The organism is Pseudotenacibaculum sp. MALMAid0570 (assembly GCF_040151415.1).
GTDB lineage: Bacteria > Bacteroidota > Bacteroidia > Flavobacteriales > Flavobacteriaceae > Polaribacter.
The window spans coordinates 105,056-127,569 of the sequence record NZ_JBDKWF010000046.1; the positions used below are offsets into that span (position 1 = coordinate 105,056).

Consider the following 22,514-nt stretch of genomic DNA (forward strand, 5'->3'; position numbering starts at 1 on the left):
CATGACAGACTCAAGTATTATATCAAAAATATGGAACCTCGCCAGTGTACTCCGTGATGATGGTGTTGGCTATGGAGACTATCTCGAACAAATCACCTATTTGTTGTTCCTTAAAATGGCGGATGAGTTGAACAAACCTCCGTACAATAAGGGATTGAATTTTCCCAAACTAAAAGATGTTGAGGGGAATGAGATTGAGAACGGAGAAATCTGTAATTGGGAAACTTTATCCGCGAAGAGAGGTGCTGAACTGGAGTCGTTCTACAGTCAATTATTAAGAAGTCTTTCGACTGAAAAAGGGATGCTGGGTCAGATTTTTACCAAGAGTCAAAATAAAATTCAAGACCCTTCAAAACTCCTTAAAGTAATCGACCTCATCAATAAGGAAGATTGGAATATGATGGGTGCAGATATCAAAGGAAAGATATATGAAGGATTATTGGAAAAGAATGCAATGGACAGTAGCGGGAGTTCTGGTGCTGGTCAATATTTTACTCCTAGAGCGCTTATCAAATCAATAGTTGCGTGTATACAACCCAAACCACTAAAAACTATTGCGGATCCTGCGTGTGGTACAGGTGGATTTTTCTTGGCTGCATACGATTGGATAGTTGAGAATAATTCCCTTGATCGAGACGAAAAGGAATTCCTGAAGAACAAGACCTTCTACGGCAATGAAATAGTCGCTAACACACGTAGAATGTGTTTGATGAACATGTATCTACATAACATTGGTGAGATTGATGGGGATACTCCTATTAAGTCTGCAGATGCGTTAGTCTCTGATGACGGACTAAGAGTTGATTATGTGTTGGCAAACCCTCCCTTTGGTAAAAAGAGTAGTATTACCATCACCAACGAAGATGGTGAAGCCGAAAAACAGGATATGAGTTATAATCGTCAGGATTTTTGGGAGACCACTTCGAATAAACAATTAAACTTCTTACAACACATCAAAACAATGTTGAAAATTAATGGGGAAGCAGCGGTTGTTCTACCTGATAATGTTTTATTTGAAGGTGGTGCTGGTGAAGAAGTAAGAAAACAACTTTTGAAAACCACTGAACTACATACAATCTTACGTCTCCCAACGGGAATATTCTACGCACCTGGTGTGAAGGCGAATGTATTGTTCTTTACCAATAAACCCGCGAGTAAAGAAGCGTGGACTAAGGAAATATGGTTTTATGATTATAGAACTAATATTCATCATACTCCTAAAAAAAGGGTAATGACAATGAACCATTTAGATGAGTTCATAAATCTTTACAACTCTGATAATATCAGTAGAAGAAGGGAAACTTGGTCTGAAGATAATGAAGAAGGAAGATGGAGAAAATACTCTTACGAAGAGGTATTGGAAAGGGATAAAACAAGTCTTGACATCTTCTGGATTAAAGACAAGAGTTTAACAGACTTAGATAATCTTCCTGATCCAGATATTCTAGCCAATGAGATCATTGAAAACATTGAGTCTGGTCTTAGTAGTTTTAAAGAAATTATGGAATCTATTGAAGAGAGTGAATAACTGAAAATTTTTCCAGAAAATTTTTTGAAGACCATTAATCCAGGTTTTATGAAAACAGCCCGCCCAGGGGTAAGGGGGGATACCTCTTAAAAAGTCCTAACAGGGAGGGGGTGGATAATAGCGTTTACCTTAAAACCACAACCATTCAATAGCGATAAAGTATAGGTTTTATGCGGCATAAGCGGTAATTCAGCTTTAATTTTAGGCTAGTCACACACTAAGTCTAAAAATCATGGGAATTTCAGTTTTATATGTCCGTATTTCGTCACTTGATGGTAAAACCGATCGGCAAAGGGTCAATGAAGAAGAGTTTGATAAAGTCATTGAGGATAAGTGTTCTGGTTCGATTCCAATTTTTGAAAGAGATGGCGGTCGCCAACTAAAAAAATGGATCGATGAGGGTGTGATCTCTTCTATTTCTATTTGGCAAATTGACCGCAGCGGCAGAGATCTTCGTGATATTCTAAATTTCATACACTATACCACCCAAAGAAAGATCCCGATTCATTTTATCTCACAAGGTCTAAGAACCATTGATGAAAATGGAGAGGAAAACCCAATCTCCAAAATGGTCATTTCAATTCTTGGGGTTGTTGCGGAAATGGAACGGAAATTAATCCGAGAAAGACAACGTGAGGGGATTGAACTCGCAAAGTTGAAGGGGAAGTTCTTAGGACGTAAAAAAGGTACTTCTGAAAACCCTCTAAAGTTCTTATCTAAGAAGAGGAATAAACATGCTATGGAACTCCTTATCAAGGGGTATAAGAATATTGAGGTTTCACGAATAACTGGTCTTCACCCGCAGACAGTTTCAAAAGTAAAAGGTATGATCTGATGGATGTAATTTTAATCTGCAGCGTAATATTTCTACTGTATAGATTTGATAGATTTCTTCAGCGACCTGAAGTAAAATTAAACATCCCAATAGAGGACTTCTTAGAGGATATAACCATTTGGATAAAGGATATGTATCCGACAAGTAGAAAGTTCCCCAGGATCGTTATTTCAAACCAAAAATCGGATTTGGCGGGGGAATACAAATACTATTCTAACGAGATCATAATTTACTTAAAAAATCACCCAAATATTAAGTCACTAGTAGATACCCAAATACATGAAACGATACACCATATTTTTATCGATACAAAATCAAAACAAGACTTGTATCAGAGACAATTGGAAGAATATGGATACTGGGACCACCCTGGGGAAATACTATCATTTACGTTATCTAAAACACTTACGGAAAGGTATATGAATACGAGATTTGATAAAAAGTGGGTCTGGTTCTAAAAAGGATCTATTCTCCTACTTTTATAATCATCCTTTATATGTATTACAAGTTCATCAAGTTAATTGTGATATTGACTTTTGGGGGTGGTATTTCTATAACTAAAATGTCATTTTAACTACTGGATTTTATTGTTGAATTTTTTACGACAAATTCTTTCTATTATTCCTCTTTATTCTCCCTATCTGGTAATTTATGGATTCTCTTATAAACTCTGATTTATTTATTTCTTCTTCAATGATTGTATCTATTAAGTTTCTATACTGTTGTTCTGTTATTCTTATTGTTACTGATTTCTTTTTATTCTTTTTCATATCCAGTATTATATCTAGTCTAGTTATTCTGGGGGTTATAGTTTTCTATTTTTTATCTAGTATTATATTCTAGTTCCCGTAGGGTTTCCCTGTTGAAGATCGGTGGTGCGATAGAGTCCCCTTACCCATTTAAGGGGTCTATCACTCCAGGTTTCTTCTGTTTCGACCTGGTCCCACGACATCACCGAAAGACGTGGTTTGTTGGCTACTTTAGAGGAATCGGTTCCCCTGAGATCACACCTTCCAACCTTGTGCTGGTGTTTGTCCTTTTGATCTCGTCCCACAGTAGGACTTAAAACAGTAGTCGCTGCCGTCATTTCCTCCGACCAACTACCATCGATTACTAATAAATATGTCTTACAATTGAAAAAGACAATTTTTTTTAATTTTTAATTGATTTTAGGGGGGGTTGACTTTGTTATTATTTTCCTGTATATTTTATATACAACCTCAAAAAGGTTCATGGTTTTACCCTTCCATGAGTAATTGGGTTAAGGTATGTTATCAATAAAATCCATGGATAACGCCAGATGGTATAAACCACTCAAATAATATTTGTGTGGGTAGAGTAATACTCTATTAATTTGGAAAATTCTGGAGAATCGAAAATCTCAATTGAGAAATTTCGACTGTTAACAGGTGATCATGACACACCTGATGAAAATGTCATGGATATCATAAATCATTTGTATAATCTGAGTTGCATTATTTGCAACCACAACAATTTAAAATAATGAATAACGAATATTTCAAAAGGTTCATAAAGAGTGAACCCAAAAAAGAAAAAAATAATCAGGTTTGGGTGTATACAAGGGTATCATCCAAACAACAATTTGATTCAAACCACAGTTTGGAAAATCAGATTTTATCTGCAAAACGGTTGGCAGTGAAAAGGAATTACAAAATCACCAATGAGTTTGGAAACACATACGAATCTGCAAAAAATGATTTTACCCGTAAAGAGTTCATGAAACTGATTAATGAGGTGAAACAAAGTAGACAAAAACCATTTGCAATAATGATTTACAAAATGAGTCGATTTTCAAGAAGTGGAGGTAGCGCAATTGGACTTGTCAATGATTTGGTGAGAAATCATGGTGTTCACCTTATCGAGGTGTCGACTGAATTAGATACCACTACGGAAGAAGGAGAAATACAAATCCATTATTCATTAATACATGCGAGAAAGGAAAATGTAGAACGATTAACTCATACATTACCTGGGCTGAAACGATTCGTAAAAAGTGGTAATTGGTTAGGGAAAGCACCCAGAGGATATGACCATTATGGTCCTAAAGTAAAGAACCCAAAGTTTGTACAAGGAATTCAAGAACTTAAAATTAATAGCGAAGGAAAACTTTTGAAATTAGCATGGGATTGGAAACTTCAAAGTATACCTGATTATCAAATCAGACAAAAACTATCAATACGTGGACTTAAACTTTCAAAACAAACAGTCAGTGCAATGTGGAGAAATCCATTTTATTGTGGTATTCACAAAAATTCCTTCTTGAATGGAGAAATTATAGAGGGTAATTGGAAAGCGCTTGTATCTAAAGAGGATTTCAAAACCATTAATGATCGATTAGATCGTAAACCTAAGAAAGAGTATAAACCTTACACTGCACAAATGGACAGACCTCTTCAAAATCAACTCTATTGTGGCTCCTGTAGCTCTAAAATGACTGGTTATAAATCACAAGGCAAGTACGACTATTATAAGTGTTTAAATTCTGAATGTAAATCAAAGGATATGAATGCAAATACTTCCAAAAAGACAATTAGAGAGGGTTTGCATAATGTTTTTCAAAATCTTCTTATGGATTTTCGATTAAAAGAAGGATTAGAAGATGTTTTTAAAGAACAAATGAAGCTCACGGTGAATGGTCAGAGTACGAGGTTGTATCTAGACCAAACAGTTCTTAAAAAACGATTTAAAGAGTTAAAAACTAAAAAAGAAACTTTGGATAGTCGATTTGCATTTGGTGAAATAGATAAAGATTTATACAATCGTTTTATTGGTCCTGTAACATCCGAATTGATAGAAATTGAAGAAAAATTGGACGATTTTCAAATTAAAATATCGAACCTGGATAAAAAGGTTTCAGAATTGATTGAATTCAGTAGAAACCTCAGTAAAATATGGGTATCTGGAGAATATGAGACCAAATTATCACTTCAAAAATTGTTGTTTCCAGAGGGGATAGTCATAGACCCGAACGACAGAACATATCGAACCTCAAATTTGAACCCTATATTTAGGTTAATCCATTCATTTACAGGAGGTAAGGATGATTCCAATAAAAAACGGACTAGTAAAAATACTAGTCCGTCTTGTGTAGTAGCGGGAGCAGGACTCGAACCTGCGACCTTCGGGTTATGAGCCCGACGAGCTGCCTACTGCTCTATCCCGCGATTTGGACTGCAAATATATGCTAAATAAACGGCATGAACCAAATAAAACTTTGAAATTTATTCAAAAAACCATAGTTGTTTGGCTAACAACTTTATAGGAATTCTAAAAGCAAACTTTAAAAAACAATCTATCTTTGCAGCATGACACACAAAGCTGGATTTGTAAACATCATTGGAAATCCTAATGTGGGAAAATCTACATTAATGAATGCGCTGGTTGGCGAAAAGCTTTCCATCATCACTTCCAAAGCACAAACAACAAGACATCGAATTTTAGGAATCGTTAACGGAGATGATTATCAGATTGTATTTTCAGATACTCCCGGAATTATCAAACCTGCCTATGAATTACAAGAATCTATGATGGATTTTGTAAAATCTGCCTTTGATGATGCCGATGTATTAATATACATGGTTGAAGTGGGAGAAAAGGAATTGAAAAATGAAGCCTTTTTCAATAAGATTATTCATAGTAAGACTCCCGTAATTCTTTTGCTTAATAAAATTGACCAATCTACTCCAGAAGAGGTAGATGAAAAAATCAAATACTGGAGAGAAAAAGTTCCTAATTCTTTTGTATATGTTATCTCTGCCCTAGAAAAATTTAATGTAGAATCTGTTTTCTACAAGATTATTGAACTTCTTCCCGATTCACCTCCTTTTTACCCAAAAGACCAATTAACGGATAAACCTGAACGTTTCTTTGTGAATGAAGCCATTAGAGAAAAAATATTAAAACACTACAAAAAAGAAGTTCCTTACGCAGTTGAAGTAGAAACAGAAAGCTTTATAGAAGAAGAAAATATCATAAAAATTAGATCTGTAATTATGGTAGAACGTGATACTCAAAAAGGAATTATCATCGGACATAAAGGATCTGCCATTAAACGTGTTGGAGCTGAAGCTAGAAAAGATTTAGAGTTTTTCTTTGGTAAAAAAGTGTATTTGGAGCTCTTTGTGAAAGTGAATAAGAACTGGAGATCGAATGAAAAAGAATTGAAGCGTTATGGTTACAAAGATTAATTAGCTTTTTAATATCTGAAACATAAAATCATACATCTTTTTCATCTGTTTTTTACCAATATCTTTCCCAACAGACCCTAAAACATATAACAATACCCAAACTAAAGGTAAAACAATAAGCATTACTATTGGTAAGACATTGTCTTTATCTAGTGTAGAATTCACATAAGCCCAAACAGCAAATCCTACAAATGCTGTAGCTATTATAAAGTGGATAAACATAAAGAAAGTCCATACCTGAGGTTTAGGACCAAACAATCCTTTCAGTTTTGTAACACCTTCTTCTTCTATAACTTCTAAATGCAATTGAGGCGACCAAAAATGACTTTCTTCTTTTATGACATCAATAAAAACATGTTCATCAACCACTTTGATTAGGAAAGGATTTGCTAGTTTTTCTTTCATCTTAGAAAAATCATCCAGCAATACTTCTTTTTCTTTTTCCACATCGATCCTAAATCTGGGTCTCAATAAAATTTCATTTCCATTCATGGTGAAACAGCATCTTTTTAACTACTTAAAATTACACTAATTTCTATTGCAAATCAGTATCTTTGCCGAAAATTTAAATCCATGAGTAGCATTGTTGCCATTGTAGGAAGACCTAATGTTGGAAAATCCACATTCTTCAATCGTCTGATCAAACGAAGAGAAGCAATTGTTGATTCAGTTAGTGGTGTTACTCGTGATCGTCATTATGGTAAGACAGATTGGAATGGGAAAGAGTTTTCTGTAATCGATACTGGAGGATATATCGTAGGATCTGATGACATTTTTGAAGGTGAAATTAGAAAACAGGTTCAGCTTGCTATTGAAGAATCAGACATCATCATTTTTGTGGTGGATGTTGAAGACGGCATTACTCCAATGGATGATGAAGTTGCTAGAATTTTAAGACAAGTAGACAAGCCTATTTTTATTGCTGTAAACAAAGTAGATAATGCTATGAGGGCTGCAGATGCTGTTGAGTTTTACAACTTAGGTCTTGGCGATTACCATACCATTTCTTCTATTAACGGAAGTGGAACAGGTGATTTATTGGATGCTATTGCCAAAGAAATCCCAGAACAAAACGAAGAAATTGAAGAAGAAGGAATTGAAGAACTTCCTCGTTTTGCTGTAGTAGGAAGACCCAATGCTGGTAAATCTTCGTTCATCAATGCATTAATTGGTGAAGACAGAAATATTGTAACAAATATTGCCGGAACTACAAGAGACTCTATAGATACCAAATACAACCGTTTTGGATTCGATTTCAACTTAGTAGATACAGCTGGAATTCGAAAAAAATCGAAGGTAAAAGAAGATTTAGAATTCTATTCGGTAATGCGTGCTGTAAGAGCCATCGAACACTGTGATGTTGCCATTGTGGTTGTTGATGCAACAAGAGGATTTGAAAGTCAAGATCAAAATATTTTTTGGCTTGCTGAAAAAAACAGAAAAGGAATAGTTGTTCTGATTAACAAATGGGATTTGGTAGAAAAAGAAACCAACACCATGCGAGATTTTGAAGCTAAAGTAAAACGCCAAATTGCTCCTTTTACTGATGTTCCTGTTGTCTTTATATCTGCCTTAACCAAGCAACGTATTTTTAAAGCTATAGAAACTGCGGTAGAGGTTTTTGAAAACAGAAAGAAAAGAATTCCAACTAGCAAGCTTAATGATACCATGTTGGAAATCATCAAACAAAATCCGCCTCCTGCTACCAAAGGAAAGTATGTAAAGATTAAATACTGCATGCAACTTCCAACTAGAGCGCCTCAATTTGCATTTTTTGCCAATTTACCTCAATATGTAAAAGATCCTTATAAGAGGTTTGTTGAAAATCAGCTTCGTGAGCATTTTGATTTTACTGGAGTTCCCATCACTATATACTTTAGACAGAAATAGATTTAACACTGTTTAACACTTCATTAAGGTTCAATCACTTTTTTTTCACTTTATTTTGTGACAAATTAAAAAAATTGCGGTCTATCATTTAGAACATAAAGGAAACCGTTGAATACAAGAACAACTCAATTCAATACATTTCTTTCGAAAATCAGAGTTAAGAAATTTATGTTTGCGCTGTTTTAAAAGTAGTTGATGTTAAAAATTAATAATTAAAATTTTGAAAAATTACACCCTAGAAATTCATGTTCATCGAGAAAAAAATCCTGTTGACCGATTTTTCTTTCTAAAACTTTGAATGATTGGTTTCTTGCCATCAAATTATTCATTTTTCAATCTCTAAATCAAAACACTCCAACCAATGAAAAAGATATTTACACTTGCATTTTTACTTTGTACACTTTCAATGTTTGCACAATCTAGATCGTATACAATTGAAGGAATTTTAAAATCAAAGAGTGATTCTATTTCTTTAGAATCTGCAACTATACATTTAGAAAAACTCAAAGATAGTTCTGTAGTTACATACACTATTTCAGATAAAAATGGAAAGTTTAAATTAGAAGGAACCACTTTTGAAAAAGAGTTGAGATTAGTAGCTTCTTTTGTTGGATACAAATCTTTTAGTAAAAAAATTATTTTCGATAAAAAATCTATTCAATTAGGAACTCTAGAACTTGAAGAAGCGGGTAATTTACTAGATGAAATCATTGTAAAATCTAGAGCTCCAATCACCATCAAAAAAGACACTTTAGAGTTTAATGTAAAGTCTTTTAAAACAAAGAAAGACGCCAATGTAGAAGACCTTTTAAAGAAATTACCTGGTGTAGAAGTAGATGAAGAAGGTAAAATTACTGTGAATGGAAAACCTGTAAATAAAATTCTTGTGAATGGAAAACCTTTCTTTGGAGACGACCCAACCATCACAACAAGAAATTTATCAAAAGAGATTATAGAAAAGGTTCAAATTACAGATACTAAAACTAAATCTCAGGCATTTACTGGCGAAAAAGGAGATGATGAAAACAAAACCATCAACCTTACCATTAAAGAAGAAAATAACAAAGGATATTTTGGACGGCTCGCTGCTGGAAAAGGAACTGATGATTTGTACGAGTTTGCAGGAATTGTCAATCGATTTAACAACAACCGAAGAATTAGTATTCTAGGAGGAGGAAATAACCTAAACTCTCCAGGGTTTAGCTTTGGTGAAATCCAAGAAATGTTTGGAGGAGGAAATAGTATTTCTGTAAATAGCGGTGGAGGATTTAGCATTGATGGACTCTCTTTTGGGTTTGGAAGCGGAATAATTACCTCTCAAAATTTTGGGGCAACTTTTGCTGATGAGTTTGGCAAAGGCTTTGAAACCAATGGTGATTATTTTTACGCTAGTTCTGATAGTCAAAATGAATCTACTAGAAATAGAGAAACTATTTTACCCGACGGAACTTCTTTCTTTACCAACTCTGAATCCGTGAGTAAAAGCGACAGTAAAAGTCACAGAGCAAATTTAGATTTCGATATAGAAATTGATTCAACATTCTTAATTAACATTCGCCCATCGATTAATAAAAGTACCAGCAATAGTACAAACCGACAATTTGAAGAATCGTTTGACAATGGAAATTCACTTGTAAACAGATCTACAAGTAATAATTTTAGAGAGTCTTCAGTTAATAATTTTAGAAATAGAATAGATGTTACCAAACGAATTGGAAGTAAAGGATCGTTCTTGAAATTCAATATGACCAATCAAATTGATAAGACAGAAATAGATTCGAGATTCAACTCTGATGTAGAAATTTTTGGCACAAATCCTTCTACTGAATTAAGAGATCAAATCGGTGATGAAATTACAGAATTCAACAGCCTCTCTACCAATGCAACTTATAGATTTCCTATTACTGCAAAGAAGTTCTTTATCGATTTTAGATATAGTTACAGAAAAGACAAAAGAGAGAACGAACGAAATACTTATGATATAGACCCTACAACGAATGATCAAACATTCAACACGGATCTTAGTACAGATTTCACATTCTTTAATACACGTTCTACACCAAGTATAGATCTTACGTATAGAAGAGACAAATGGTCGATGAGTTTTGAAACAGGATATGTATCTAGAACATTAGAAAACAGTGATGTCTTAAGACCTACTCAAAGTTTAAAAAGAAAATTTAATGCTATAGAGTTAAGCGGAAATTTCAATTATCGTTTTAGTCCAAAAACATCAATGTATTCTGGATATAGTTTATCTAACAGACCTCCACAATTATCTCAATTGAGACCTTTTACAGACATTTCCAATCCTTTAAATACCATTACAGGAAACCCTGCTTTGAAGCCCTCAAATCAGAATCGTTTATATTTTGGTTTTAATAACTTTAATTTTCAAAAAGGAACAGGAATCTACAGTTACTTTAGTGGTACACTAACCAATAATCAAGTGGTTTCTAAATCTACCATTAATGATGATTTAATTCGTAACACAACCTATGAAAATGTAAATGGAAACTATAACATTTATGCAAACGTAAATTATAGTAAAGAGATTAAACTAGACACTGTCAGAAAAATTAAGTTTAGACTAAGCTTTGGATCTGGAGTTAACAAAGCTGTAAACTTCTTTAACGATGTAAAATACACTTCACTAAACACCTCTTTCACTCCAGGTTTAGGGTTAAAATTCACTTGGAAAGATGTGTTTGAAATAGATCCTAGATATACAATTTCAATAACCAAATCTAATTTCAATATTGATCAATTTACTGATCAGAATTTTACAAGACATCAATTGCGAATTAGAACCAAAACATTTGCTCCAAAAAAACTAGAATGGCGAAACGACATTCGTTTCCAATACAATCCTAATGTAGCAGATGGTTTTCAAAAAAGCTCTTGGTTCTGGAATTCAACACTTGCTTATAGCTTGTTGAAAGACAAAGCAACACTATCTTTAAAGGCTTATGATTTATTAAATCAAAACACCAATGCAAGAAGAAGAGCAACAGCCAACTACATTGAAGACACCCAAAGTACTGTACTTACTCAGTATTTCATGTTGAGTTTTAGTTGGAAATTTAACACCCTTGGAACCAAGCGTAAAAGATCGCATACCAACTTCGTTATTTTTGATTGATTTGAAAGCTTAAAACACAAAATCCGACCAACTGGTTACAATTTTGTAAATTTGCAGTCTAATTGTTAGACTTTAAATCGTCTAACCTATTTGATTATGAGAATAGTAAAATCAACAATGGATGAAAATGCTGAGTTGCCTTTGCAACTCTTCGTTTCCTTTGAGAAGGTGTTTTCCTTATTTGAAAAATATGCAAGTAAAGAATACAAAGAACACCCTTATCATAAATCTGCCAAAGATATGGTTGAGGAATTTCGTAAGTATCCTGAGTTGATTGAAGGGTTTTCTGATCTTTCTCTGCTTGAGAAATATCAAGAACAGATAGACTTTTTAATGGAACCTTTGTTTCCAGAGCCTTTATTGTTAAATGAAATTAAGGCTGCAAGTATTCCGTTTTCGTTTACTTCTTTCAAGTTTACAGATCGTTTTGAAAACATTATAGATAATGCAGGTGATGATTTTGAACTCAATGTTCGAAACTTTGAAGACGATATGATGTACATCATGTCATGCACCTATATCCTAAGTTATAAATACGGTTACAATATTGACCTAAAACGTCCTTTCTTCTTTGATATCCCCGATAAGCAAGCTGGAATCACAAGACATTATAGAGCTGCTTTTAATGGCGATTTTACTGACGTTATTGCCACAGAAAATGCTCCAGAAATTACTGAAGAAGATTACAAAGAATTACTTGATAATTTTGACAATATAGATGTTTGGAAAGAAAAATTTCCACCTAATAGTTACATCTTAAAAGGTTTTGGATTGATGAATCTTTTTGATGTAACTGCCGATGAAACTATCGCATCAATTAGAACCAACCTATTAAAAAGTGGTGACAATCTAGTTGAAGAGCTTCAACACAATCTTCGAGAATTTTTCAACATTAAAGACTTGATGTTAGGATTTTCACTTTTTTGTATTGAAGAAGATCAAGATCTTTCACAAATTAAAATGTCTCAAAGCTTAGTGTTTTCTGAAGCTAATGATTTTGCTTGTTCAGATTTCTTTTGTAGTCACATTACCGATCAGGTTTTTAAACAAAATGAAACCATTGCTATTTCGGATGTAGAAAAATATGGGAAAGCAACTCACGGAAATTCCTTTTACAAAGCTCTTAATAAAAGAGATATAGGTAGCATTATCTTAATACCAATTAAAGCTTCAGATGATGAAACTTTAGCTGTTCTTGAAATTGCTTCACCAAGACCTTACGAGTTAAATTCTATCAATCAGAATAAACTTAAAGATATTTTACCTGCTTTTGAAGCAGCAGTAGACAGAGCTTCAGAAGAACAAAAAAACATCATTGAAGCAACCATTCAAGAACATTATACTTCCTTACACGAATCGGTAAAATGGAGGTTTATTGACGCTGCCGAGAAATATCAAAATGAATTGCAATCAGGTGTAGAAGATGCTAAACCTGATCAGATTGTATTTGAAGATGTATTTCCTTTATATGGGCAAGCAGATATTAAAGGTTCTTCTACTGCTAGAAATGAAGCCATTAAAGAAGATCTTACCACACAACTTTCTCTAGCAATTACTGTTTTAGACAAGGCTTGTAATACAGAGAAACTGCCCATCTACGATGAATTAAAGTTTAGAGTAGAAGAATATTTATCAAATGTAAAAGAAGGACTTAATGCAGGTGATGAAATAGGAATTCTAGACTTTCTAAAACGTGATATTTATCCTGTATTTAAACATATCAGAGACTTAGGAAAAGGACTTTCAAAAGAAGTAGATATTTACATGAGCAGATTGGATGAAAATCTTCATGTGGTTTATGAAAAACGAAAAGCTTATGAAGACAGTGTTTCTATGCTGAATGACAAGCTAGCTAAGTTCATCGACAAAAAACAAGTAGAAGCTCAAGAGATGTTCCCACATTACTTCGAGCGTTATAAAACAGATGGTGTTGAGCACGATATGTATATTGGTCAGTCTTTAGTAAAGAATAAAAAGTTTGACCCTATCTACCTTTTCAACTTACGTTTATGGCAATTGCAATTGATGTGTGAAATGGAAAATGTTGCTAATTCTATGAGGCAATGTATGCCGCATGATTTGAGAGTTGCTTCCTTAATTCTAGTACACAGTAACTCGTTAGCAATTAAGTTTAGAATGGATGAAAAGCAGTTTGATGTAGATGGTGCATATAACATTCGTTATGAGATTATCAAAAAACGAATTGACAAAGCTCATATCAAAGGCACTGATGAGCGCCTTACGGTTCCTGATAAAATTTCTATTGTCTACTCTCAAGATAAAGATGCTAAAGAATACATAAAGTATATCAAGTATTTGCAATCCAAGAATTTCCTCGGGAAAGTAGAAACTTTAGAATTAGAAGATTTACAAGGAGTTTCAGGATTGAAAGCTTTACGTGCAGAAGTAATCTATCAAAAAGATTTTGATGAGAAAAATACGATTACATTCCAAGATCTAATAGAGGAAATTAAATCGTAAAACATTTCATTACTTAAATCAAGTCCCTTGCATCTTAAAAGACAAAGCAAAGGCAATTACAGAGATTACAATTCCAACAATAAACACAGTATACGTAGTACGTAACAAACTATACTTTCTATTCAATACCAATCCTAAAAAATAAAGGTCCTTGGTCATAGAACTGTATAAATAGTCTTTGTCTTTCATCATCTCACTCATCGCCCATTCAAAATCATCAAGCTTCATTTTATGAAAATTCCCAAAGAATAATAAATTCACTTTCTTTTGTCGAACATCTTCTTTTGTAAACTTACCACTAGTAACATTAGGACGAGTAGCTAAAACTGAAAGAATCATTGAAGCAATTGTAAACAAAACAAAAATAATGGTCGGAACAATCAAATAACCATTCGAAGGGTTGTCTAGCTTCGGCAATAAATTAGAAAGCGCAAGAGACACAATAATAGCATTTACAGACAGTAAAATATTGGCTTTTGTATCTGCGATGTCGCTTAACGTAATATGATTTCTTAACGTAACACGAAACATGGTTTCTATACCACGTTCTGGCAATCTTGCTTTGTCTTTTTTTAAGGCTAGCTCTTCAGCTTTCTTTTCGCTTTTCTTCTTCTCTTTTTCAAGTTTATTTAAACTTTTAAATAACGAAGCTAGGTTCTTATCTTTTCCTCCTTGCCAGTTCTCCAAAGCAAAATCTGTATAGTATCTATGATGCTTGGTAAAAAAAGAAATATTCTCTTCTATCCATTGAATATCATCGTAGGTTTTATCCTGACTTAATTCCCATTCATGTCTTAACAACTCGCTTACTTGTGAATAATCTTTGTCTTTAAAATGAGCACAATCTGCATCTCTAATCACTTTTTCTAAATGATTCAATGGTTCATACCCCATTTTGGTCGCCATAATCAAGTGAGAAACTCCATCAACAAAATCGTCTGAAGCTTTATGCTCTTTTAAAAAAGCTTTGGCAATCTCAACACTCATTTCTTCATGATTGTTGATAGACTTTGTATATCCTGCATCATGAAACCAAGCGGCAATAATCAGTTTGTTAGCATCCTCTTCTCCTATTTGTTCTCCTTCAATAATTTCTTTGGTAGCCGCAACCACACGTTGTGTATGCCCTAAATTATGATACACAAAATGATGTTTCAACTCATTGTTCAATAAAGAAGAAACATGTTTCTCAGCTTCTAAAAGTAAAGTCTCCATACAACGATTATTTGTTACGAATTTAGGAATAAAATTAACGTCTCACAGAAATTGTAAGATTCGCCTTTCCAAAACGTCTAATCAGTCGTACTTATTGCTAGATTATTTCAGTAAATTTATAACACAAAAAAATCGACATGATTACATGGAAAGATGTCATTCATTTTGCCGTGAATGGAAACCCTACTCCTGACAAAAGAGTAGAAAAAACAGATGAGGAATGGAGTCAAATTTTAACTCCAGAACAATTTAGAATTACTCGCCATAAAGGAACAGAACGTCCTTTTTCCGGAGAGTTGTGCTCTATTTTCGAAGAAGGCACTTATAGTTGTGTTTGTTGCAACACACCTTTATTTGATTCTACAATTAAATTTAATTCTAGTTCTGGATGGCCAAGTTTTACCCAACCCATCAAAGAGAACGCAATTAAATATGAAAGAGATACTTCTCACGGAATGGTTCGTGTAGAAGTGATGTGCAATACCTGCGATGGTCATTTAGGGCATGTCTTTCCTGACGGACCAGAACCTAGTGGTTTACGATATTGCATCAATTCAGAATCAATGAAATTAAATAATTGAAAGGAGAAAGGAGTAAAGAGTAAAGAGAAAAGAATCAAGAGTAAAGAGTAAAGAGAATGGGAAAAAATAACATACAAGTAGCCACATTTGGTGGAGGATGTTTTTGGTGTACAGAAGCCGTTTTTTTAGAAGTAAAAGGAATCGAAAAAGTGGTTTCTGGGTATTCTGGTGGAAATGCTCCAGGAAAACCCACCTATCGTGAAGTTTGTTCAGGATTAACTGGACATGCAGAAGTGGTGCAAGTAACTTTTGATGCCGATATCATTTCATATGAAGATGTCTTGATTATTTTTATGACCACTCATGATCCTACTCAGTTAAACAGACAAGGTGCTGATGTAGGCACACAGTATCGTTCTGTCATTTTTTATCATAATAATGAGCAAAAGAAAATCGCAGAAGTAGTGATTCAACAATTGGCTGATTATTTCGATCAAAAAATTGTAACTGAAGTAAGTCCTCTTGACATTTTTTACGATGCTGAAGATTATCATCAAGACTATTATAACAACAATCAAGAAAAAGGATACTGTAGCTTTGTAATTACACCTAAATTGCAAAAGCTCCGAAAGTTACATGCTGATAAATTAAAATAATGATTATCAAACTATATGGCGCAGATAGATGTCATAAAACGCAATATTACATGCGCTTCTTCGAGGTGCATGAGTTGGGTTTTGAATTCTTAGATGTAGAAAAAAACGAAGAATATGCAGAAGAATTACGAAATTTATACACCAATCGCAGATTGAATTTCCCAACGATAACTCTCAATTCAAAAAAATTGAGAAATCCTTCTGATACTGAATTATTGAAATGGATTGATAAATTGAAATGAATGCTAAAATCTAAACTAACAAATACATTTACAGAAATTCTACCTGGCGACCCAAACCTAGAAAATTCAAGGCGTCAGGTTTTGGAAGCTGTCTATTCTTTTGTAAATCCAATTCAAACTTCTAATCCAAGTTTGCTACATGTCTCAAAAGAAATGCAAGAAGAGCTGGATTTTTCAGATAATGATATTCGTTCCAAAGAGTTTTTAGATTTCGTTACCGGTAATGTTGTTTTCCCAAATTCAAAACCTTATGCAATGTGCTATGGCGGTCATCAATTTGGAAATTGGGCAGGACAATTAGGAGACGGAAGAGCGATTAATTTAGGAGAAATCAATCATTGGGCGGTGCAATTAAAAGGAGCTGGGTCAACACCCTATTCCAGATCTGCCGACGGACTGGCTGTATTACGATCTTCCATCAGAGAATATCTCTGTAGTGAAGCCATGCACCATTTAGGAGTTCCAACAACACGTGCTTTGTCATTAAGTTTAACCGGTGATGAGGTTTTACGCGACATGTTGTACGATGGCAATTCAGCCTATGAAAAAGGAGCCATTGTATCTCGTGTTTCGCCTTCTTTTTTACGCTTTGGAAATTACGAGATTTTTGCCGCTAGAAACGATATTAAGAATTTAAAGACACTTGTTGATTACACGCTGAAAACTCATTTTCCAGAACTAGGAAAGCCCAGTAAAGACACCTATATCAGCTTCTTTCAAGAAGTTACAAACAGAACTCTAGATATGATTATTCATTGGCAACGAGTTGGCTTTGTTCATGGAGTTATGAATACCGATAACATGTCTATCTTAGGATTAACTATTGATTATGGCCCTTATGGCTGGCTAGAAGGCTTTGATTTTGGATGGACGCCAAACACCACAGACCGTCAACACAAAAGATATCGATATGGAAATCAGCCAAACATCGGATTGTGGAATCTATATCAATTGGCCAATGCCTTATATCCTTTAATTGAAGATGCAAAACCATTAGAAACCATCTTAGAAAGCTATAAAACAAACTTTGAGACAAAATCTCAAAACATGATGCGATTAAAATTAGGTTTAGCCAAAGAATTAGATTCTGATATTGATTTAATCATGGCTTTAGAACATAATTTACATGCTTCTGAAACCGATATGACTATTTTCTTCAGAAAATTGAGCGAGTTTCAAAAAGAACATCCAGAAGATGGAATTCAATTAATTCAAGATGCCTTTTACGTTCCTTCAGAAATCAAAGACACCATTTTAAGTCAGTGGAACCAATGGTTTTTAGATTATGCAACTCGATTGAAAGATGAAGACACTTCTTACGACCAACGAAGAGAACAAATGAATAAAGTCAATCCAAAATATGTGTTAAGAAATTACATGGCACAGATGGCAATTGACAAAGCAGACAGTGGCGACTATACTTTGATTGACGAGTTGTACCAACTCCTAAAAAAACCATATGAAGAGCAACCCAATTCTGCACAATGGTTTGCAAAAAGACCCGAATGGGCCAGACACAAAGTAGGCTGTTCTATGCTGTCTTGTAGTTCATAAAAAGTAAAACATTTTGTCATTCCGACTGCAAAGGAGGAATCTCTAAAACACATGTCGGTTCATTGAGATTTCTCGACAAGCTCGAAATGACATTTAACTAAACAAAGATGAAAGCAATTTGGAATAACCAAGTCATTGCCGAAAGTGATGAAACTATTGTTGTAGAAAACAATCATTATTTCCCAGCAAGTAGCATTAAGAAAGAATATTTTCAATCCAGTGATTTACATTCTGTTTGTCCGTGGAAAGGAGAAGCATCGTATTACCATGTAAATGTAGAAGGAAATCAAAACGATAACGCCGCTTGGTATTATCCTAAAACTTCTGAACATGCAAAACACATTGAAGGTTATGTAGCTTTCTGGAGAGGAGTGAAAGTTGAACAATAAACTTCAAAAAATTGGCTTCGGAGGAGGTTGTCATTGGTGTACAGAAGCTGTATTTCAATCAATTATTGGTGTTGTAGAAGTAGCTCAAGGATTTATTGCATCCTCGAACAAAGAGGCTTCTTTTTCAGAAGCTGTTATTGTCCACTTTAATCCTTCGCAAATTTCACTAAAAGAGTTAGTAGAAATCCACTTGTATACTCATAAGAGTAGCAGCGATCATTCAATGAGAAAAAAATATCGTTCTGCTATCTATTTTTTTGACAAGGATCAGCAAATGATGGTCAATCAAATTTTGAATTCGGTTCAGAAAGATTTTAAAAAGAAAATCATTACCAAAGTACTTCCTTTTCATGAATTTAAATTTTCAGATGAGCTATTTCATAATTACTATTATACCAATCCTGAAAAGCCTTTTTGCGAAACCTACATTAATCCTAAACTTTCATTATTAATGCAAAAGTTTAGCAAACATGTAGATAAAAATAAAATAACAAAAAACGAGTTAGTCTCATGAAAACTATCAAACTCAAAATACCTAACAGAAAGGGAATTGTTTTAAATGCTGTATTGGAGCTACCTGTAAATCAACGCCCAAATTACTATGCCATTTTCGCACATTGCTTTACTTGTAGTTCTAGTTTAATGGCCGTAAGAAATGTAAGTCGTTCCTTAGCCAAAGATGGTTTTGGTGTTATACGATTTGATTTTACAGGTTTAGGAAGAAGCGAAGGAGAATTTGCAGATAGTCATTTCTCTGCAAACGTAGAAGACCTAATAGACGTTCATAAATTCATCAAAAAAGAATACGAAGCTCCAAGCTTGTTAGTTGGACATTCTCTAGGTGGCGCAGCGGTTCTTGTAGCAGCTTCTCAATTAGATGACGTAAAAGCAGTCGCTACCATTGGTGCTCCTGCTAACGTGAGTCATGTAAAACACTTATTCTCTCATGATACTGATTCGATTCCTGAAAAAGGAAACATCAAAGTGAATATTGGCGGAAGACCTTTCAATATCAACAAAGAATTTGTAGAAAATTTTGACAAAACAGATCTCCCTAGTATTGTAAAAAACCTACGAAAGCCTTTACTAATAATGCATGCTCCTTTCGACAAGATTGTAGGTATAGAAAATGCCCAACAACTGTATCTCAGTGCACACCATCCAAAAAGTTTTGTAACCTTAGACGACGCAGATCATTTGTTAACTGATGCAAAAGACAGTCAATATGTAGGTACTGTTATTGGAACTTGGGCTCAACGTTATTTTCCAGCAAAGGAGAATGTTTTACTAGATACAGAAGGTGAAAAATTAGTAGGTCATTTGAATTTGGTGGAAGATAATTTTACCACTTTCTTACAAACAAAAAATCATTCGCTGGTTGCTGATGAACCAGAATCTGTTGGAGGTGATAATTTTGGACCATCCCCTTATGATTTGCTAAATGCATCTGTGGCGGCTTGTACGGTAATGACTCTTAAAATGTATGTACAACGCAAAAATTGGGATCTGAAAGAAGTCTTCGTATACATTACCAATTCAAAAAAACATAGTGATGATCTTGGACTTGATACTGAAAACCCAGGTTATTTAGATCACATGAGTAAAAAATTAAAATTTGTTGGTAACTTAGATGCAAAACAAAAACAACGATTAAAAGAAATTGCATCTCGTTGTCCAGTTCACAGAACTTTAGAAAAAGGAGTTGTATTTGACACTGCTGTTTTAGAATAAAGACCTCAACAATTTTGAAAAACCAAACTTTACTCGACAGATTTTTGTCGATTCGAAAACATACTGAAGATATTTGTGCTGAATTGAATAACGAAGATTATTCGGTTCAACCTGAGATATTCGTTTCTCCTATCAAATGGCATTTGGCGCATAGCACATGGTTTTTTGAGCAATTTGTCCTGACAGATTTTGCCAGTGATTATTCTGTTTATGACCTAGATTTTGCTTTTCTCTTCAATAGCTATTACAACAATGTAGGCAAACGTGTACTACGCCCCAATCGTGGTCTTATGACTCGTCCATCAGTTCAAAAAGTCTATGAATATAGAGCCTTTGTAAATGAAAAAATGGAGACTTTTTTGAGTAACGATCTTTCAAAAGAGGTTGTAAACATTATTGAAATCGGCTTGCAACACGAGCAGCAACATCAAGAGTTGATGCATTATGATATCAAGTATATTTTAGGAAACCAAGCTACATTTCCTACACTCAAGAACTCCTTCAATTTTAATCAAGAAAACACCGCCTTAAACTTTTTAACTTTTAATGAAGGAGTTTATGAAATTGGCCATCAAGGAGACGGTTTTTGTTTCGATAATGAATTGGGAAAACACAAAGTGTATGTTCATCAATTTGAGATCTCAGACAGATTGGTAACCAACAAAGAATATTTAGAATTTATAAATGCTGGCGGCTATCAAGATTTCAATCTTTGGCATGCTGAAGGCTGGGATTTCATCCAAGAGAACAACCTTAAAGCACCTCTTTATTGGCATCAAGTTGATGGAGAATGGCATCATTACAATCTACATGCATTTGAAAAAATAAACCCTAACGAATTAGTAAAACATCTCAGTTTTTATGAAGCAAGTGCGTTTGCAGCTTGGAAAGGAATGCGTTTACCCACCGAATTTGAATGGGAAATAGCTGCAGACCAAATGAATTGGGGGAAACTTTGGGAATGGACTAATAGTGCCTATTTACCCTATCCAAATTTTCAAAAAGCAGAAGGAGCCTTAGGGGAATACAATGGAAAATTTATGGTCAATCAAATGGTGTTGAGAGGCGCCTCTTTAGCAACATCACCAAACCACAGTAGAAAAACTTACCGAAACTTCTTTCATCCGGATATGCGATGGTTGTATTCGGGTATACGATTAGTAAAACATGGATAAAACATTTGCACAAGATGTGCTCAAAGGCTTAACCACTAAAAATAAATACCTATCCTCAAAGTATTTTTATGATGACAATGGCAGCAGAATCTTTCAAGAGATTATGCATATGCCAGAGTATTACTTGACCGATAGTGAGTTTGAAATTCTATCTCTACAAGCCCAACAGATTATTGAAGCCGTTCATTTCAATCGTCCTTTTAATATTATAGAATTAGGAGCAGGTGATGGATTTAAAACTTTCAAGTTGCTAGAGTACCTCATTAATAAGAATATCGAATTTCATTATGTCCCAATCGATATTTCACAAGAAGCCATAGACACTTTATCAAACAAACTGTTAGAACGACTTCCCAATTTATCTATACAACCCAAAGTGGGTGATTATTTTGAAATGCTTAAAGACTTCAAGCTAACCGAAACACCCAGTTTGTTGTTATTTTTAGGAAGCAATATTGGCAACTACCTCGAAAATCAAGTAAACAAATTATTACAACTTTTTAATGAAAGCATGAAAGTTGGTGATAAACTTTTGATTGGAGTTGATCTGAAAAAAAATCCATTAATCATTCAAAAAGCATATTTGGATGACCAAGGAATTACTAAAAAATTCAATTTAAACCTATTGCTACGAATCAATAGAGAATTGGATGCCGACTTTAAAATCGATGATTTTGATTTTTACAGTTATTACAATCCAGATACTGGAGATGTAAAGAGTTATATCGTGAGTTTGCGTAATCAGAAAGTAACAATAAAAAAGCTAAACGCAACCATTGATTTTAGATACGACGAACTTATTTGGACCGAACTTTCTAAAAAGTATGCTCTAGAAGAAATTGAAAACATGGCAATATCCAACGGATTTAAAGTGCAACAGAATTTTCTAGATTGTAAGCATTACTTTGTAGATAGCCTTTGGGTCAAATAACAATTCGCTATTTTTG

The 22,514-nt window shown here is 34.1% G+C and carries 19 protein-coding genes and 1 tRNA gene; 17 read left to right on the top strand and 3 right to left on the bottom strand.

Annotated elements, in window-relative coordinates:
• Nucleotide 1 precedes the first annotated feature (1 nt).
• The 4 genes from AAON49_RS05195 (at nt 2) to AAON49_RS14405 (ending at nt 5,516) form a co-directional block, all read left to right on the top strand.
• Nucleotides 2–1,528 carry a class I SAM-dependent DNA methyltransferase gene (locus AAON49_RS05195; protein WP_349553133.1) on the top strand — a complete coding sequence of 509 codons (1,527 nt, stop codon included), beginning with the start codon at nt 2–4 and terminating at the stop codon, nt 1,526–1,528.
• 232 nt (nt 1,529–1,760) lie between these two features.
• Complete coding sequence (locus AAON49_RS05200; RefSeq protein WP_349553134.1) at nt 1,761–2,363, top strand: recombinase family protein; 603 nt, start codon at nt 1,761–1,763, stop codon at nt 2,361–2,363.
• Nucleotides 2,363–2,821: a hypothetical protein gene (locus AAON49_RS05205; RefSeq protein ID WP_349553135.1), complete on the top strand. Its 459-nt coding sequence runs from the start codon at nt 2,363–2,365 to the stop codon at nt 2,819–2,821. Before AAON49_RS05200 ends, AAON49_RS05205 begins: the two co-directional genes overlap by 1 nt.
• A 1,045-nt stretch (nt 2,822–3,866) precedes the next feature.
• Entirely contained in the window at nt 3,867–5,516 is a 1,650-nt protein-coding gene (locus AAON49_RS14405; RefSeq protein ID WP_502942915.1) for a recombinase family protein, read from the top strand.
• Here the strand turns inward: AAON49_RS14405 and AAON49_RS05210 are convergent.
• Nucleotides 5,476–5,548 (bottom strand) — tRNA-Met (locus AAON49_RS05210). The genes AAON49_RS14405 and AAON49_RS05210 overlap by 41 nt on opposite strands.
• Before the next feature lie 141 nt (nt 5,549–5,689).
• Between AAON49_RS05210 and era the strand changes: the two genes are divergently transcribed.
• Nucleotides 5,690–6,571 carry a GTPase Era gene (gene era / locus AAON49_RS05215; protein ID WP_349553137.1) on the top strand — a complete coding sequence of 294 codons (882 nt, stop codon included), beginning with the start codon at nt 5,690–5,692 and terminating at the stop codon, nt 6,569–6,571.
• Here era and AAON49_RS05220 read toward each other — a convergent pair whose 3' ends face one another.
• On the bottom strand, nt 6,572–7,018 hold the full coding sequence (locus AAON49_RS05220) for a GTP-binding protein (RefSeq protein WP_349553138.1): 447 nt from the start codon (nt 7,016–7,018) through the stop codon (nt 6,572–6,574).
• Nucleotides 7,019–7,144: 126 nt separating this feature from the next.
• Here AAON49_RS05220 and der point away from each other — a divergent pair, with 126 nt between their 5' ends.
• The 3 genes from der to AAON49_RS05235 all read left to right on the top strand — a co-directional run bounded on the left by der (nt 7,145) and on the right by AAON49_RS05235 (nt 14,084).
• On the top strand, nt 7,145–8,461 hold the full coding sequence (der, locus tag AAON49_RS05225) for a ribosome biogenesis GTPase Der (protein ID WP_349553140.1): 1,317 nt from the start codon (nt 7,145–7,147) through the stop codon (nt 8,459–8,461).
• Nucleotides 8,462–8,822: 361 nt separating this feature from the next.
• A complete protein-coding gene (locus AAON49_RS05230) occupies nt 8,823–11,603 on the top strand; it encodes an outer membrane beta-barrel protein (RefSeq protein WP_349553141.1) in 2,781 nt (926 codons plus the stop codon).
• Between the two features lie 96 nt (nt 11,604–11,699).
• Complete coding sequence (locus tag AAON49_RS05235; RefSeq protein WP_349553142.1) at nt 11,700–14,084, top strand: GAF domain-containing protein; 2,385 nt, start codon at nt 11,700–11,702, stop codon at nt 14,082–14,084.
• Between the two features lie 18 nt (nt 14,085–14,102).
• Here AAON49_RS05235 and AAON49_RS05240 read toward each other — a convergent pair whose 3' ends face one another.
• Nucleotides 14,103–15,299: a Pycsar system effector family protein gene (locus tag AAON49_RS05240; protein WP_349553143.1), complete on the bottom strand. Its 1,197-nt coding sequence runs from the start codon at nt 15,297–15,299 to the stop codon at nt 14,103–14,105.
• A 137-nt stretch (nt 15,300–15,436) separates the two neighbouring features.
• On the opposite strand from AAON49_RS05240, the gene msrB reads away from it, so the two are divergent.
• The 9 genes from msrB to AAON49_RS05285 all read left to right on the top strand — a co-directional run bounded on the left by msrB (nt 15,437) and on the right by AAON49_RS05285 (nt 22,498).
• Nucleotides 15,437–15,880: a peptide-methionine (R)-S-oxide reductase MsrB gene (msrB, locus tag AAON49_RS05245; protein ID WP_349553144.1), complete on the top strand. Its 444-nt coding sequence runs from the start codon at nt 15,437–15,439 to the stop codon at nt 15,878–15,880.
• Nucleotides 15,881–15,936: 56 nt separating this feature from the next.
• Nucleotides 15,937–16,476 carry a peptide-methionine (S)-S-oxide reductase MsrA gene (msrA, locus tag AAON49_RS05250; protein ID WP_349553145.1) on the top strand — a complete coding sequence of 180 codons (540 nt, stop codon included), beginning with the start codon at nt 15,937–15,939 and terminating at the stop codon, nt 16,474–16,476.
• The gene (locus AAON49_RS05255; RefSeq protein WP_349553147.1) at nt 16,476–16,718 is read left to right on the top strand and encodes a glutaredoxin family protein; all 243 of its coding nucleotides are present in this window, start codon (nt 16,476–16,478) and stop codon (nt 16,716–16,718) included. The genes msrA and AAON49_RS05255 overlap by 1 nt, the downstream gene beginning before the upstream one ends.
• Nucleotides 16,719–18,272, top strand: a complete 1,554-nt coding sequence (locus AAON49_RS05260; protein WP_349553148.1) for a protein adenylyltransferase SelO — start codon at nt 16,719–16,721, stop codon at nt 18,270–18,272.
• A 107-nt stretch (nt 18,273–18,379) separates the two neighbouring features.
• A complete protein-coding gene (locus AAON49_RS05265; RefSeq protein ID WP_349553150.1) occupies nt 18,380–18,661 on the top strand; it encodes a DUF427 domain-containing protein in 282 nt (93 codons plus the stop codon).
• Nucleotides 18,651–19,175 (top strand): peptide-methionine (S)-S-oxide reductase, encoded by a 525-nt coding sequence (locus AAON49_RS05270; RefSeq protein ID WP_349553152.1) that lies wholly within the window; start codon nt 18,651–18,653, stop codon nt 19,173–19,175. The genes AAON49_RS05265 and AAON49_RS05270 overlap by 11 nt, the downstream gene beginning before the upstream one ends.
• Nucleotides 19,172–20,392, top strand: a complete 1,221-nt coding sequence (locus tag AAON49_RS05275) for a bifunctional alpha/beta hydrolase/OsmC family protein (RefSeq protein ID WP_349553154.1) — start codon at nt 19,172–19,174, stop codon at nt 20,390–20,392. The genes AAON49_RS05270 and AAON49_RS05275 overlap by 4 nt, the downstream gene beginning before the upstream one ends.
• A gap of 44 nt (nt 20,393–20,436) precedes the next feature.
• Entirely contained in the window at nt 20,437–21,567 is a 1,131-nt protein-coding gene (gene egtB / locus AAON49_RS05280) for an ergothioneine biosynthesis protein EgtB (protein WP_349553155.1), read from the top strand.
• A complete protein-coding gene (locus tag AAON49_RS05285; RefSeq protein ID WP_349553156.1) occupies nt 21,560–22,498 on the top strand; it encodes an L-histidine N(alpha)-methyltransferase in 939 nt (312 codons plus the stop codon). The genes egtB and AAON49_RS05285 overlap by 8 nt, the downstream gene beginning before the upstream one ends.
• The last annotated feature ends 16 nt before the right edge of the window (nt 22,499–22,514 follow it).

Coding starts and splice junctions, on each gene's coding strand:
- AAON49_RS05200 (WP_349553134.1), top strand. CDS start 1,761: ATGGGAATTTCAGTTTTATATGTCCGTATTTCGTCACTTGATGGTAAA.
- AAON49_RS05195 (WP_349553133.1), top strand. CDS start 2: ATGACAGACTCAAGTATTATATCAAAAATATGGAACCTCGCCAGTGTA.
- AAON49_RS14405 (WP_502942915.1), top strand. CDS start 3,867: ATGAATAACGAATATTTCAAAAGGTTCATAAAGAGTGAACCCAAAAAA.
- der (WP_349553140.1), top strand. CDS start 7,145: ATGAGTAGCATTGTTGCCATTGTAGGAAGACCTAATGTTGGAAAATCC.
- msrA (WP_349553145.1), top strand. CDS start 15,937: ATGGGAAAAAATAACATACAAGTAGCCACATTTGGTGGAGGATGTTTT.
- AAON49_RS05230 (WP_349553141.1), top strand. CDS start 8,823: ATGAAAAAGATATTTACACTTGCATTTTTACTTTGTACACTTTCAATG.
- msrB (WP_349553144.1), top strand. CDS start 15,437: ATGATTACATGGAAAGATGTCATTCATTTTGCCGTGAATGGAAACCCT.
- AAON49_RS05260 (WP_349553148.1), top strand. CDS start 16,719: ATGCTAAAATCTAAACTAACAAATACATTTACAGAAATTCTACCTGGC.
- AAON49_RS05235 (WP_349553142.1), top strand. CDS start 11,700: ATGAGAATAGTAAAATCAACAATGGATGAAAATGCTGAGTTGCCTTTG.
- AAON49_RS05285 (WP_349553156.1), top strand. CDS start 21,560: ATGGATAAAACATTTGCACAAGATGTGCTCAAAGGCTTAACCACTAAA.
- AAON49_RS05265 (WP_349553150.1), top strand. CDS start 18,380: ATGAAAGCAATTTGGAATAACCAAGTCATTGCCGAAAGTGATGAAACT.
- era (WP_349553137.1), top strand. CDS start 5,690: ATGACACACAAAGCTGGATTTGTAAACATCATTGGAAATCCTAATGTG.
- AAON49_RS05275 (WP_349553154.1), top strand. CDS start 19,172: ATGAAAACTATCAAACTCAAAATACCTAACAGAAAGGGAATTGTTTTA.
- AAON49_RS05205 (WP_349553135.1), top strand. CDS start 2,363: ATGGATGTAATTTTAATCTGCAGCGTAATATTTCTACTGTATAGATTT.
- AAON49_RS05255 (WP_349553147.1), top strand. CDS start 16,476: ATGATTATCAAACTATATGGCGCAGATAGATGTCATAAAACGCAATAT.
- AAON49_RS05240 (WP_349553143.1), bottom strand. CDS start 15,299: ATGGAGACTTTACTTTTAGAAGCTGAGAAACATGTTTCTTCTTTATTG.